We start from the raw sequence: 13224 nt of genomic DNA, 5'->3' as shown, positions 1-13224 counted from the left end.
TGGAACGGTGCGCCCGACGCGGCGCGGCCGCCCCTGCCTCCAGTACGGAGGTCTGCACCGGACCGGGCCTCGGTTTGTCCAGACGCAGGCGTTCGACTATGAATCACCTCGGCTCTGTGACCTGCAGGGCGTCACAGAGTGGAGAGTGATCATGGCCGGCTTCGGGTGGCAGCTTCATGGCGACGGGCGACATCTGAAGCCCGGCGAGGTGGTCAGGCCCGGGGAGCGCCTGACGTGGGGGCGGACGATCGCGCTCGGCGCCCAGCACGTGGTGTCGATGATCGGGGCATGTTTCGTCGCCCCCGTGCTCATGGGGCTGGACCCCAGTCTTGCCCTGATGGCGTCGGGTGTCGCCACCGCACTGTTCTTGCTGACGACCCGCGGACGCATCCCCAGCTACCTGGGCTCCTCGCTCTCCTTCGTGGGCGTCTCTGCCGTGATCGCGGGTCAGGGGGGCGACGCCGGCACGCTGACGGGGGCGATGCTCGTGGTGGGTGCCTGCTTGGCCGGCTGCGGCCTTGCCATCCATGTCGTGGGGGCCAGCGTGATCCACGCCGTGCTCCCGCCGACGGTGACCGGCGCGGTCGTGATGCTGATCGGCTTCAACCTTGCCCCCGTTACGGCGTCCACGTACTGGCCCCAGGACCAGTGGACGGCCCTGGCGACGATGCTGTTCACCGGGCTCGCGCTCGTCGTGCTCCGGGGTTTCTGGTCGCGGATCGCCATCTTCTTGGGCCTGGTCTTCGGCTATGCGCTGTCCTGGGTTCTCGACCGCATCGCGGGGAAAATTCATTCGGTCAATGGTGCGGGCAAGCTCACCGACCACTGGCGCATCGACTTTTCCGGCGTCGAAAAGGCTGACTGGATCGGCCTTCCCACCTTTCACGCACCGAATTTCTCCGCCTCCGCGGTCCTCGTCGCACTGCCGGTCCTGATCGCGCTGATCGCGGAGAACGCCGGACACATCAAGGCGGTCTCCGCAATGACCGGTGATCCCCTGGAGGACAAGATGGGCATGGCCCTCGTCGCCGATGGCACGGCAACGGTCCTGTCGACTGCGGTGGGTGGCCCCGCCACCACGACCTACGCCGAGAACATCGGCGTCATGGCGGCCACCCGGGTCTACTCCACCGCGGCCTATTGGGCGGCGGCCGGTTTCGCCCTGCTCTTCGGCTTGTGCCCGAAGTTCGGCTCGGTGGTGGCGGCGATCCCCGGCGGGGTGCTGGGCGGTATCACCGTCATCCTGTACGGCATGATCGGGCTGCTGGGAGCCCAGATCTGGGTCCGGAACAAGGTGGATTTCTCGGTGCCCCTGAACCTCATTCCCGCAGCGGCCGGGATCATCATCGCCATTGGCGGCGTCTCGCTGAAGTTCACCGAGAACTTCGAGCTGAACGGCATCGCGCTGGGGACGCTCACCGTGCTCACCGGCTACCACTCCCTGCGGTGGCTCTCCAGGGCGGCAGGCCGGCCGCACCCGCCACTCCCCGACACCCCGCCGGACGAAGCGTCCTAAGCGTCCGCTTACCATGGCTGCGGTGGCTCACACGCGTGCCACCCGCCCCACCACATCCTCCGCTTCCACCGCGCCCGCAAGCACCTCACCACCCCAGGAGCACCACCCGTGAGCGTCGAACCCCGCCAGGTCCCCACCGTCCCGTACGGCGAACTGGTCCCCGTCACCGTCCACTTCGACGACCTCGACGCGCTCGGCATGCTCCACAACTCCCGCTACCCGCTGCTGGTGGAGCGCGCCTGGGCGGAGTACTGGCACGGCCGGGGCTTCCGCTTCGACGGTGACTGGGTCGCCGCGGGGGACATGTGCAACGTCATCAAGGAGATGCGCCTCTCCTACGAGCGTCCGGTCACCCGGCCCGGCCGATACGCGGCGCATCTGTGGGTGGAACGCCTCGGCCGCACCGGCCTCACGTACGGCTTCCGGCTCTGCTCGGCCGACGGTGCCGAGACCCATGCCCAGGGGCATCGGGTGCTCGTCCGGGTCGACGCGCGGACACTGCGTCCCACCCCGTGGTCCGACCACGCCCGCGCGGTCGCCGCGGACCTGCTCCGGCCGGCCGCCGCGGAGAGGGAGGCGGAGGCGGAGCGGGATGCGGCCTGAACCGTCCGCCACCGGCCGGCCCCGCGCACCGGCCCGGGCGCCGCGCGGGGGCGGCCCGTGATTCAGGATCGCTCCAGGTCCCCGGTCACCGCGCGGGGGCTGCCGGACGCCGTCCGGCTCGGCACCCGCAGCACCCGCGCGCCCGCCACCAGCCCGCACGCCAGCGTCGTGACCAGTACGAACGACATCGTCAGCGAGGACGCCTGGGCGATGCCGCCGATCGCGGACGGGGCGATCAGACCGGAGGTGTAGGTGAGGGTGGCGACGCCCGCGATGGCCTGGCTGGGGGCCGGACCGCTGCGCCCGGCGGCCGCGAAGGCCAGCGGGACCACCACTGCGATCCCCAGACCCAGCAGGCCGAACCCGCCCATCGCCATGGCCGGATGCCGGGCCGCGACGATCAGCAGACCGCCCGCCGCCGCCAGCACCCCGCCGGCCCGCACCGTACGCACCGGACCGAAGCGGGCCACTACCTTGTCGCCCGCCAGCCGGGCGGCGGCCATCGTGCAGGCGAAGGCGGTGGTCGAGGCGGCCGCCAGCCCGGCATCGGTGCCCAGCCGGTCGCGGAGGAAGACCGCCGACCACTCCAGTCCGGCGCCCTCCGCGAAGACGGCGCAGAACCCTATTGCCCCGATGATCAGCGCCGACCGCGGCGGCAGCGCGAAGCGCGGCGGCGGATCCTCCTCGGGGGCGCTGCGCAGGTCCAGGACGCCCTGACAGGCGAGCGCGCCGAGCAGGGTCAAGACGACTGCGGCACCGGCCAGATGGAGCCGGGCGTCCCACCCGGCGTGCGCGGCGACGGTGCCGACCGCCGAGCCGAGCAGGGCGCCGGCGCTCCACATGCCGTGCAGCCCCGACATACCGGGCCCTCTCGTCGGACTCGATATGCCTACCCACAGAGTTTCCGTCGCGGTCGCCGATCTGCTCGGCCGGGTACGTGCCGAACGCACCGTCCCCATCGGCCCGGAGACCGGCCGGAGTGGCGGCGACGAGCTCGCCGACCGGGTCGCCGGGCGGCTGGCCCGGCTCTCCCCGCTGCGCACCGAGGTGCGGGCGGGGACCGTCGGCGGGCGGGCGGTGCCGCACGGCGCCGTCCTCGCCGCGCGGGAGGCCGCTCAGGACGAACTGTTCGCACCCGCGGACTGATCCGCCGCGCCGCCGGTGCGCGCCGCGAGGAACTCGGCGTAGGTCCGCTGCCCGTCGGCGTGTTGCGGTGTGAGGTTCTCGCCACGCCGCAGTGCCGCACCCGCCGCGCCCGGCAGCCACAGCGGCACCAGCAGCCGGCGCCTGTCGCCCGCCCGCAGCGTGGTCCGCACCAGGTCCCGGGCGTCCAGCACCTCCGGACCGCCCAGGTCGGTGACCCGGCCCGCCGGTCCGCCGGCCGCCAAATCGGCCAGCCGGTCCGCCACTTCGTGCACCTCGACCGGCTGCACCCGCACGCCCGTCGGCACCGGCAGCACCGGCGACCGGGCGCCCGCCTTGATCACGCCGAGCACCAGATTGTGGAACTGCGTCGTCCGCAGCACCGTCCAGCCGATGCCGGAGTCCTCGATCAGCCGCTCCACGCCCAGCTTGGTGCGGTAGTAGCCGAACGGGATCCGGTCCACCCCGACGATCGAGATGTACACCAGATGCCCGACCCCCGCCGCCTTCGCCGCCTGGACGAGCCGCCCGGCCGCCTCCGTGTCCCCGCCGGTGGGTGACGAGGCGCAATGCACGACCGTGTCCGCCCCGGCCACCGCCTCGGCCAGCCCGGTACCGTCGCGCAGATCGACCGCGTACGACCGCAGCCGCGGCCGCCCCGTGCCGGTGTGCGGCCGTCTGCTCAATGACCGGACGTCATGACCGTCGTCGAGCAGCCGGTCGACCAGCGCCCGCCCGAGTGTGCCGGTGCCGCCGGTCACCAGAATTGTCGCCATTGCGGATCAGTCCTTGAAGGGGAGAGGAGACGTCTGCTGTCCCGTTATGACGGAACACGGCTGCGTTCTGTGACAGGCGGCGCGCCGAGCGTTGTGAGGCAGCCCACAGGGCTTCGCCCGCATGGGCGACGATCGGCCGTGGCAAAATGAAGCCGTACTGACATAAGAGCAGCAGCGCACTCCGGGGTCGGTGTAATTCCGAACCGGCGGTTACAGTCCGCGACCCGTCCGCAGCCAGCGGCCGGTTGAGCAGGTGAAATTCCTGCACCGACGGTGAAAGTCCGGATGGGAGGCAGTGCGCGGCGGGCGAGCTTCGGTACACCGCCGTCGGCGGCGCGTCCGGTCGTTTCCGGGCGGGCCTTGCTCTTCCGGCCCGGTGTTCCCGTTGTCGCGTTTCCGCTTCTGTCGTCCTGACAGCCCCGGAGTCCGTGCCCTGAGAGGCAGGAGGACCCGGTGGCCACCCCAGCCCCCGTTGAGACCGCGGCGATGCGCCGGGCCATTGAGCTCGCCGCGCGCGGTCTCGGGCACACCAGCCCCAACCCCGTGGTGGGCTGTGTCGTCCTGGACTCCGAGGGCCGTACGGCGGGTGAGGGCTGGCACCAGCGGGCCGGCGGGCCGCACGCCGAGATCCACGCACTGCGCGCCGCGGGCGAGCGGGCCCGGGGCGGCACCGCACTGGTCACCCTCGAACCCTGCAACCACACCGGCCGCACCGGCCCCTGCGCCCAGGCGCTGATCGACGCCGGGATCGCCCGCGTCGTCTACGCCGTCGCCGACCCCGACCCGAGCGCCACCGGCGGCGCCCTCACCCTGGCCGCGGCCGGCGTCGACGTCGAGGGCGGACTGCTCGCCGACGAGGCCGCCGCCGGCAACGAGGCCTGGCTGACCTCGGTCCTGCGCCACCGCCCCTTCGTGCTGTGGAAGTACGCCGCCACCCTCGACGGCCGGGTCGCCGCCGCGGACGGCACCAGCCGCTGGATCACCTCGCCCGAGTCGCGCGCCGATGTGCACCGGCTGCGGGCCGCCGCGGACGCTGTGATCGTCGGCTCCGGTACCGCCCGCGCCGACGACCCGCAGCTCGGCGCGCGGATCGGCGGGCTGGCCGACGACGAGATCAGCCAGCCGCTGCGGGTCGTCGTCGACTCCGGCGCCACCGCCGTCAAGGCCGGCGCCCGCGTCCTGGACGGCACCGCCCCCACGCTCATCGCGGTCGCCGAGGACGCCGACGCGAGCCACCTCGACGGCCTCGCCCCGCTCGTGCGGCTGCCGCGCGCCGCCGACGGCCGCGGACTGCACCTCCCCGCTCTGCTCCAGGCCCTGTACGACCGCGAGGTCCGCTCCGTACTGCTCGAAGGCGGGCCCACGCTCGCCGGAGCCTTCCTCGCCGCGCAGGTCGTCGACAAGGTCGTCGGCTATCTCGCACCGGTGCTGCTCGGCGCCGGACCGGCCGTCCTCGGCGACGCCGGAATCACCACCATCGCCCAGGCGTTGCGGCTCGATGTGACCGACACCGAACGGCTCGGACCCGATCTGCGCATCACCGCCACGCCCGCCCGCCACGCCCTGAACGAGGAGAACTGACGTGTTCACCGGAATTGTCGAAGAGCTGGGTGAGGTCGTCGCCATCGAGAACCTCGGTGACGCTTCCCGGTTCCGACTGCGCGGCCCCCTCGTCACCGAGGACGCCAAGCACGGCGACTCGATCGCCGTCAACGGCGTCTGTCTGACCGTCGTGGAGACCGCCGACGGTGAATTCACCGCCGATGTGATGGCCGAGACCCTGAACCGCTCCAGCCTCGGCGCGCTGGCCGCCGGCTCGCGGGTCAACCTGGAGCGGCCCATGGCGCTCGGCGGACGGCTCGGCGGTCACCTCGTCCAGGGCCATGTCGACGGCACCGGCACCCTCGTCGAGCGCATCCCCGGCGAACACTGGGAGATCGTCAAGATCGCGCTGCCGGCCGCGCTGTCCCGCTATGTCGTCGAGAAGGGCTCCATCACCGTCGACGGCGTGAGCCTGACCGTCGTCGACGCCGCGGACGACTACTTCACCATCAGCCTCATTCCCACCACCCTCGCCCTGACCACCTTGGGGCTCAAGAAGGCCGGCGACCCCGTCAACCTGGAGGTGGACGTCCTGGCCAAGTACGTCGAGCGCCTGCTGGGCCGCGGCTCCGCGGCCGGCACGGACCTCCGGGACCTCAACGAGATCAAGGAGATGGACCGGTGAGCGTCCTCGACTCGCTGAACGGCGTGGCGTTCACCGCCTTCGGCCAGCACGTCATCTGGTCGGACATGATCGGCAACACCATCGGTCTGGCCGCCCTGGCGCTCGGCTGGCGGCGCTCGATCTGGACCTGGCCCGCCCAGTTCCTCTCCGGCGCCATTCTCGTCGCCGCCTACGCCTCCGCCCACCTCAGCGGCGGCGTCGGCAAGCAACTCCTGGTCATCGGGGTGGCGTTGTGGGGCTGGCGGCAGTGGCAGCGCGGCCGGCGGCAGGCGCAGGACGGCTCCATCGCCGTACGCTTCGCCGGCCGCCGCGAGCGCGCGCTGCTGGTCGCCGGCACCGCCCTGGGCACCGCGGCCGTCGGCACCCTGTTCACCCTGATCCCGCAGCTGTCCTGGAACCCCTGGCCGGACGCGTACATCTTCGTCGGCACGCTCGCCGCGATGGTCGCCCAGGCCCGCGGGCTGGTCGAGTTCTGGTTCGCCTGGCTGCTGGTCGACGTCGTCGGCGTCCCGCTCGCCTTCAGCAGCGGCCTCGCCTTCTCCGGCCTCGTCTACGTCGTCTATCTCGCCCTCGTCGTGTGGGGCATGCGCGACTGGTGGCTGCGCTCGCGCGCCGCCGCCGACCGCGCCGTCCTGGAAGGAGCAGCGGCATGACCGCACTGCAGAGCTGGTACGACACCGAGGACGCCGAGGCACTGGCGCTCGACCCCGTCGAGCAGGCCATCGCCGATATCGCCGCCGGCCGCCCCGTGGTCGTCGTCGACGACGAGAACCGCGAGAACGAGGGCGACCTCGTCGTCGCCGCGGAGAAGGCCACCCCCGAGATCGTCGCCTTCATGATGAGCGAGTGCCGCGGACTGATCTGCGCCCCCATGGAGGGCCCGGAGCTGGACCGGCTGGAGCTCCCGCAGATGGTCGAGCACAACACCGAGTCGATGCGGACCGCCTTCACCGTCTCCGTCGACGCCACCGCCGCGCACGGCGTGACCACCGGCATCTCCGCCGCCGACCGCGCCACCACCCTGCGGCTGCTGGCCGCCGGCGAGTCCGTGGCCGGCGACTTCGTCCGGCCCGGTCACATCTTCCCGCTGCGCGCCCGGCCCGGCGGGGTGCTGGTCCGCAACGGCCACACCGAGGCCGGCGTCGACCTCGCCCGGCTGGCCGGTCTGCGCCCGGCCGCCGCCATCGTGGAGATCGCCGGCGAGGACGGCACGATGCTGCGGCTGCCCGAGCTGGTGCCGTTCGCCCGCAAGCACGGTCTGTCGATCATCTCCATCGAGGACCTGATCGCCTACCGGCAGTCCTCCGAGCCCACCGTCCGCCGCGAGGCCACCACCCGGCTGCCCACCGCCCACGGCGAGTTCACCGCCCACGGCTACCGTTCCACCGTCGACGGCGTCGAGCACATCGCGCTGGTCGCGGGCGATCTAGGCGAGGGCGAGGACGTCTTGGTCCGGGTCCACTCCGAGTGCCTGACCGGCGACGTCTTCCACTCGCTGCGCTGCGACTGCGGCCCCCAGCTGGAGGCCTCGCTGCAGCGGGTCAGCGAGGCCGGCCGGGGCGTGGTGATCTACCTGCGCGGCCACGAGGGACGCGGCATCGGGCTGCTGTCCAAGCTGCGCGCCTACGAACTCCAGGAGCGCGGCCGCGACACCCTCGACGCCAACCTCGAACTGGGGCTGCCCGCCGACTCCCGCGACTACGCCGCGGGCGCGCAGATGCTCCAGGACCTCGGGGTGCGCTCGCTGCGCCTGATGACCAACAACCCCGACAAGACCGCCGCCCTGGTGCGGCACGGCCTGACCGTCCACGGCCGCGAGCCGATGCCGGTCAAGGCCGGTGAGCACAATCTGCGGTACCTGCGCACCAAGCGGGACCGCATGGGCCACGACCTGCCGTGGCTGCCCGGTGCAGGCACCGGCTCCACCGGAGCGGCCGAGGCCGCGCCCCCTGGTGGCGCGACCACCTGCGACAACCAGTAACCCCGGACCGACGGTCCATCCACCACCCACCATCACCCGTACGAGGAGAACCGTGAGCGGCAAGGGCGCACCCGAACTGACCGTGAAGAACTGTGGCGACCTGCGGGTGGCCGTCATCGCGGCGCAATGGCACGAGCAGGTGATGGACGGACTCGTCGACGGCGCGCTGCGGGCGCTGAACGATCTGGGCATCAGCGAGCCGACGCTGCTGCGGGTCCCCGGGACCTTCGAGCTGCCGGTGGCCGCCAAGGTCCTGGCGGGCCGCGGCTATGACGCGGTGGTCGCCCTCGGCGTGGTGATCCGCGGCGGCACTCCGCACTTCGACTACGTGTGCCAGGGCGTCACCCAGGGCCTGACCCAGGTCAGCGTCGACACCGGCGTTCCCGTCGGCTTCGGCGTACTGACCTGCGACAACGAGGAGCAGGCGGTGGATCGCGCGGGCCTTGAGGGCTCGCACGAGGACAAGGGCCACGAGGCGGTCACCGCCGCCGTTGCCACCGCCGTCACCCTCCGCTCGGTATCCGAGCCCTGGCACTGACAGGGCGGGGCGACCGCGTAGGGTAGTCACCATCATGTCCAAGAAGACGTTCGAGGAGCTCTTCGCCGAGCTCCAGCAGAAGGCCGCCACGGGCGACCCCGCCACTTCCCGTACCGCCGAGCTGGTGCAGGCCGGTGTCCATACGATCGGCAAGAAGGTCGTCGAGGAGGCCGCCGAGGTGTGGATGGCCGCCGAGTACGAATCCGACGAGGCCGCGGCCGAGGAGATCTCCCAGCTCCTCTACCACCTCCAGGTCATGATGGTCGCCAGGGGCATCTCCCTCGACGACGTCTACGCCCACCTCTGATCCAGCTCCCCGCTTCTCCCAACACCCTTAGCTGCAAAGGAACTCGCTCTCATGCTGCGCATCGCTGTCCCCAACAAGGGTTCACTGTCCGAGCCTGCGTCGGCGATGCTCCATGAGGCTGGCTACCGCCAGCGCAAGGACCGCAGGGAGTTGGTCCTGGTCGACGCCGAGAACGAGGTCGAGTTCTTCTTCCTGCGGCCGCGGGACATCGCCGTCTACGTCGGCTCCGGCAAGCTCGACATCGGCATCACCGGTCGTGACCTGCTGCTGGACTCCGGCTCGCCGGCCGAGGAGATCCTCCAGCTCGGCTTCGCCGGGTCGACGTTCCGCTACGCCACCCGCCCGGGTACCGCCAAGGACGTCTCCGAGTTCGGCGGCATGACCATCGCCACCTCGTTCTCCGGTCTGGTCCGGCAGCACCTCGCCGACAACGGCGTGGACGCCTCCGTCGTCCACCTCGACGGCGCCGTGGAGACCGCGATCCAGCTCGGGGTCGCCGAGATCATCGCGGATGTCGTGGAGACCGGCACCACCCTGCGCAACGCCGGCCTGGAGATCATCGGCGAGCCGATCCTGGAGTCCGAGGCGGTCGTCATCCGGGGCACCGGCGCACCGGACGACGACCCGAAGGTGCGCCAGTTCCTGCGCCGCATGCAGGGCGTCCTGGTGGCCCGCCGGTACGTGATGATGGATTACGACATCCGCGTCGAGCACGTCGAGAAGGCCGTCGGCCTCACCCCCGGCCTGGAGTCGCCGACCGTCTCCCCGCTGCACCACGAGGGCTGGGTCGCGGTCCGCTCCATGGTCCCGTCCAAGGATGCCCAGCGCATCATGGACGAGCTCTACGACCTCGGTGCCCGTGCGATCCTGACCACCGGCATCCACGCCTGCCGGCTGTGACCCGCCGTCACTGATCACCCGTACGCCCCGCCTCACCCCCGACGGAAGACCCACGACGTGTCCGCGCCCCTGCCCAGCCTCCCGGTGACCTTCCGGCCGACCCGCACCCGGGTCGTCCTGTACACCGTCGGCATCGCCCAGCTCGCCGCCCTCACGGCGATCGCGCTGGCGCTGCCGAAGCTGACCGGCGGCGAACGGCTCAGCTTCGTGCTCACCGGACTGCTGGTGCTGGCCGTCCTCCTGCTGCTCAGCCGCCCCAAGGTGGTGGCGCGGCAGGAGGGCGTCACGGTCGTCAACCTCACCACCAGGCGCGAACTGGCCTGGGCCGAGGTCCTGCGGGTCAACCTCCGGGCCGGCGACCCCTGGGTCCATCTCGACCTCTCCGACGGCACCAGCCTGCCCGCCATGGGCATCCAGCCGGGCATCGCCAGGGAGCAGGCCGTCCGCGACGCCCGTGCGCTGCGCGACCTCACCGAGAAGCACGGTGCGCTCGGCCACACGGCCGGGTGAGCCTGCCCTAATCGGGGTCCCGCTGTTTACTCTGTTCTCCGGGGCGCACCCTGCGCCCTGCCCCTTCGTGGGCCCAACGCGACCCGAGGAGTGACTCCCTCCGGCAATGGACGGATCGTCCTGTAGTACCTGCGCCGCCCCTCCCCAACCCCCGCACACCACGGAGGAGGCGGCATGACCGGCCCGCTGCTGCTGCTCGCCGCGGCCCTCGTCCTGATCCTCGCCAACGGTTTCTTCGTCGCCGCCGAGTTCGGACTCGTCACCGTCGAGAAGGCGGACGCCGAACGCGCCGCGGCCGACGGCGACCGCCGCGCCCGCACCGTCGTCGCCGCCCTGCGGGAACTCTCCTTCCAGCTGTCCGGCACCCAACTGGGCATCACGATCACCTCTTTGGTGGTCGGTATGCTCGCCGAGCCCGCGCTCGCCCGGCTGCTGGCCGGGCCGCTGCTCGCCATCGGCCTGCCGAAGGCCGCGGTGCCCGGCACCGCCGTCGTCCTCGGCATGCTGCTGGCGTCCGCCGTCCAGATGGTCATCGGCGAGCTGGTGCCCAAGAACTGGGCGGTCTCCAAGCCGCTGCCCGTCGCCCGGGTCGTCGCCGGTCCGCAGCGGGCCTTCTCCCGCTTCTTCCGCCCGGTGATCACCCTGCTGAACACGGTCGCCAACCGGCTGGTGCGCGCCCTGGGCGTGGAGCCGACCGACGAGCTGGCCTCCGCCCGCACCCCCGGCGAACTGGTCTCCCTCGCCCGGCACTCCGCCCGCGCCGGCGCGATCGAGCAGGACACCGCGGATCTGTTCGTCCGCACCCTCTCGCTGGGCGATCTGACGGCGGAGAACGTCATGACGCCCCGGGTACGGGTGAGCGCCCTCCAGGCGTCCGCGACCGCCGAGGACGTGGTGAACCTCACCCGCGCCACCGGACTCTCCCGCTTCCCCGTCTACCGCACCCGCCTCGACGAGGTCGTCGGCATGGTGCACCTCAAGGACGCCCTGGCCGTCCCGGCGCACGACCGGCTGCGCATACCGGCCGGCCGGATCGCGGTGCCGCCGCTGCTGGTGCCCGAGACCCTGCCGGTGCAGCCGCTGCTGGAGCGGCTGCGCAGCGAACAGCCGATCGCGGTGGTCGTCGACGAGTACGGCGGCACGGCCGGCGTGGTCACCCTGGAGGACATCATCGAGGAGCTCGTCGGCGAGGTCCGCGACGAGCACGACCGGGTGGACCTGCCCGAACTCGGCCAGGCCCCGCCGGAGGAGGGCCGCCCCGCCTGGGACGCCGACGGCGGCTGCCGGGTGGACACCCTGCGGCGGATCGGGCTGGACGCCCCGGAAGGACCGTACGAAACGGTGGCAGGACTGGTGGCGCACATACTCGGCCGGATTCCGGCCCCCGGCGATACCGCGGAACTCGACGGCTGGCGGCTGCGGGTGCGGCTGGTGTCGCACCACCGCGCCGAGCGGATAAGGATCGTACGGACCGCGACCGTCACGCTGCCCGCCGCCCCCGAGGCGCCCCGTGAGCCCGTCACCGTCGGCGCGGAGGTGGCCCGATGATGCTGGCCCAGCTGTTCTTCGCGATACTGCTCGTGCTCGCCAACGGCTTCTTCGTCGGCGCCGAATTCGCGCTGGTCTCCGTACGCCGCAGCCAGATCGAACCGCTGGCGACCGAGGGCTCCACCCGCGCCCGGCAGGTGCTGCACGGCCTGGAGAACCTGCCGCAGATGATGGCCGCCGCCCAGTTCGGCATCACCGTCTGCTCCCTGACGCTCGGCGCGGTCGCCGAGCCGACCGTCGCCCATCTCCTGGAGCCGCTCTTCGAGGCGGTCCGTCTCCCGGCGGCGCTGGTCCACCCGCTCGGCTATGTCATCGCCCTGGCCCTGGTGGTCTTCCTCCACCTGGTCATCGGCGAGATGGTCCCCAAGAACCTCGCGATGGCGGCGCCCGAGCGGACCGCCCTGTGGTTCAGCCCGGGGCTCGTCGCCTTCGCGCGGCTGTGCCGCCCGGTCACCGTGTTCCTCGGCGCCTGCGCCCGAGGGGTGTTGCGGCTCTTCCGGGTGGAGCCGAAGGACGAGGTCGAGGCGGTCTTCACCAGCGAGCAGCTGACCCACCTCGTGGAGGACTCGGGCCAGGCGGGACTGCTCGACCCGGCGGAACAGGAGCAGCTCTCCGACGTCCTGGAGCTCGGCAGCCGCCCCGTCACGGACGTCCTCCTCGACCGGGCGGCCCTGGTCACCGTCGAACCGACCGTGACCCCCCGTCAGGTGGAGGAGCTGACCGTACGGACCGGCTACTCCCGCTTCCCGGTGTGTGCGGCCGGCGGCGCGTACATGGGCTATCTGCACGTCAAGGACGTCCTCGACCTGGAGGAACGGGACCGCGCGGTGCCCCAGCGCATCTGGCACCCGATGACCACGCTCCGCGCCGAGCTGCCCCTGGACGACGCGCTGACCGCGATGCGCCGGGCCGCCTCCCATCTGGCGGCGGTCGCCGATGCGACCGGCCGGGTGCTCGGCCTGGTCGCGCTGGAGGACGTGCTGGAAATGCTGGTCGGCGAGGTGCGCGACCCGGCCCACCGCCGGGCCCCGGCCGCCCGTGCCGGACGGCGGGGAGCGGGGGAGCGGGTCACCGAACCCCGCGAGGAGGCGTCGCTGCCGGCCGGGAACCGGGCGCTGGCGGGCTGACCTCTGCGGTGTCCCGGCCGGTGCCCGGCAACGGCCGGGACACCGCGC

Annotated in this window: 14 protein-coding genes, 1 pseudogene and 1 riboswitch; of the genes and pseudogenes, 13 read left to right on the top strand and 2 right to left on the bottom strand. The window is 72.2% G+C overall.

Annotated elements, in window-relative coordinates; genetic code table 11:
- The first annotated feature begins 151 nt into the window (after positions 1 to 151).
- The gene (locus BKA18_RS05810; RefSeq protein ID WP_366045236.1) at positions 152 to 1516 is read left to right on the top strand and encodes a uracil-xanthine permease family protein; all 1365 of its coding nucleotides are present in this window, start codon (positions 152 to 154) and stop codon (positions 1514 to 1516) included.
- Positions 1517 to 1624: 108 nt separating this feature from the next.
- A complete protein-coding gene (locus BKA18_RS05805) occupies positions 1625 to 2119 on the top strand; it encodes an acyl-CoA thioesterase (protein ID WP_366045235.1) in 495 nt (164 codons plus the stop codon).
- 62 nt (positions 2120 to 2181) lie between these two features.
- Here the strand turns inward: BKA18_RS05805 and BKA18_RS05800 are convergent.
- Positions 2182 to 2985 (bottom strand): annotated as a pseudogene (locus BKA18_RS05800) (MFS transporter); the annotation flags it as partial.
- 19 nt (positions 2986 to 3004) lie between these two features.
- Between BKA18_RS05800 and BKA18_RS05795 the strand changes: the two are divergent.
- Positions 3005 to 3265: a hypothetical protein gene (locus BKA18_RS05795; protein WP_429638182.1), complete on the top strand. Its 261-nt coding sequence runs from the start codon at positions 3005 to 3007 to the stop codon at positions 3263 to 3265.
- Here the strand turns inward: BKA18_RS05795 and BKA18_RS05790 are convergent.
- Positions 3235 to 4038, bottom strand: a complete 804-nt coding sequence (locus BKA18_RS05790; protein WP_366045234.1) for an SDR family oxidoreductase — start codon at positions 4036 to 4038, stop codon at positions 3235 to 3237. The genes BKA18_RS05795 and BKA18_RS05790 overlap by 31 nt on opposite strands.
- Positions 4039 to 4210: 172 nt before the next feature.
- A riboswitch (FMN riboswitch) is annotated at positions 4211 to 4341 on the top strand.
- Between the two features lie 150 nt (positions 4342 to 4491).
- On the opposite strand from BKA18_RS05790, the gene ribD reads away from it, so the two are divergent.
- The 10 genes from ribD to BKA18_RS05740 all read left to right on the top strand — a co-directional run bounded on the left by ribD (position 4492) and on the right by BKA18_RS05740 (position 13176).
- Positions 4492 to 5619 (top strand): bifunctional diaminohydroxyphosphoribosylaminopyrimidine deaminase/5-amino-6-(5-phosphoribosylamino)uracil reductase RibD, encoded by a 1128-nt coding sequence (gene ribD / locus BKA18_RS05785; RefSeq protein WP_366045233.1) that lies wholly within the window; start codon positions 4492 to 4494, stop codon positions 5617 to 5619.
- A 1-nt stretch (position 5620) separates the two neighbouring features.
- Complete coding sequence (locus tag BKA18_RS05780; protein WP_366045232.1) at positions 5621 to 6265, top strand: riboflavin synthase; 645 nt, start codon at positions 5621 to 5623, stop codon at positions 6263 to 6265.
- On the top strand, positions 6262 to 6918 hold the full coding sequence (locus tag BKA18_RS05775; protein WP_366045231.1) for a nicotinamide mononucleotide transporter family protein: 657 nt from the start codon (positions 6262 to 6264) through the stop codon (positions 6916 to 6918). Before BKA18_RS05780 ends, BKA18_RS05775 begins: the two co-directional genes overlap by 4 nt.
- Entirely contained in the window at positions 6915 to 8246 is a 1332-nt protein-coding gene (locus BKA18_RS05770; RefSeq protein WP_366045230.1) for a bifunctional 3,4-dihydroxy-2-butanone-4-phosphate synthase/GTP cyclohydrolase II, read from the top strand. Before BKA18_RS05775 ends, BKA18_RS05770 begins: the two co-directional genes overlap by 4 nt.
- A 52-nt stretch (positions 8247 to 8298) precedes the next feature.
- Positions 8299 to 8784 carry a 6,7-dimethyl-8-ribityllumazine synthase gene (gene ribH, locus BKA18_RS05765; protein WP_366045229.1) on the top strand — a complete coding sequence of 162 codons (486 nt, stop codon included), beginning with the start codon at positions 8299 to 8301 and terminating at the stop codon, positions 8782 to 8784.
- 34 nt (positions 8785 to 8818) lie between these two features.
- Positions 8819 to 9091 carry a phosphoribosyl-ATP diphosphatase gene (locus tag BKA18_RS05760; protein WP_006607416.1) on the top strand — a complete coding sequence of 91 codons (273 nt, stop codon included), beginning with the start codon at positions 8819 to 8821 and terminating at the stop codon, positions 9089 to 9091.
- A 51-nt stretch (positions 9092 to 9142) separates the two neighbouring features.
- Positions 9143 to 9991, top strand: a complete 849-nt coding sequence (gene hisG / locus BKA18_RS05755) for an ATP phosphoribosyltransferase (RefSeq protein WP_006607415.1) — start codon at positions 9143 to 9145, stop codon at positions 9989 to 9991.
- A gap of 57 nt (positions 9992 to 10048) precedes the next feature.
- Positions 10049 to 10501 carry a PH domain-containing protein gene (locus BKA18_RS05750; protein WP_366045228.1) on the top strand — a complete coding sequence of 151 codons (453 nt, stop codon included), beginning with the start codon at positions 10049 to 10051 and terminating at the stop codon, positions 10499 to 10501.
- A 174-nt stretch (positions 10502 to 10675) separates the two neighbouring features.
- Positions 10676 to 12049: a hemolysin family protein gene (locus tag BKA18_RS05745; protein WP_366045227.1), complete on the top strand. Its 1374-nt coding sequence runs from the start codon at positions 10676 to 10678 to the stop codon at positions 12047 to 12049.
- Positions 12046 to 13176 carry a hemolysin family protein gene (locus BKA18_RS05740; RefSeq protein ID WP_040901654.1) on the top strand — a complete coding sequence of 377 codons (1131 nt, stop codon included), beginning with the start codon at positions 12046 to 12048 and terminating at the stop codon, positions 13174 to 13176. The genes BKA18_RS05745 and BKA18_RS05740 overlap by 4 nt, the downstream gene beginning before the upstream one ends.
- The last annotated feature ends 48 nt before the right edge of the window (positions 13177 to 13224 follow it).

Source organism: Streptomyces auratus, from assembly GCF_050433025.1.
Lineage (GTDB): Bacteria > Actinomycetota > Actinomycetes > Streptomycetales > Streptomycetaceae > Streptomyces > Streptomyces sioyaensis.
This window is presented reverse-complemented; position numbering and strand designations above follow the sequence as displayed.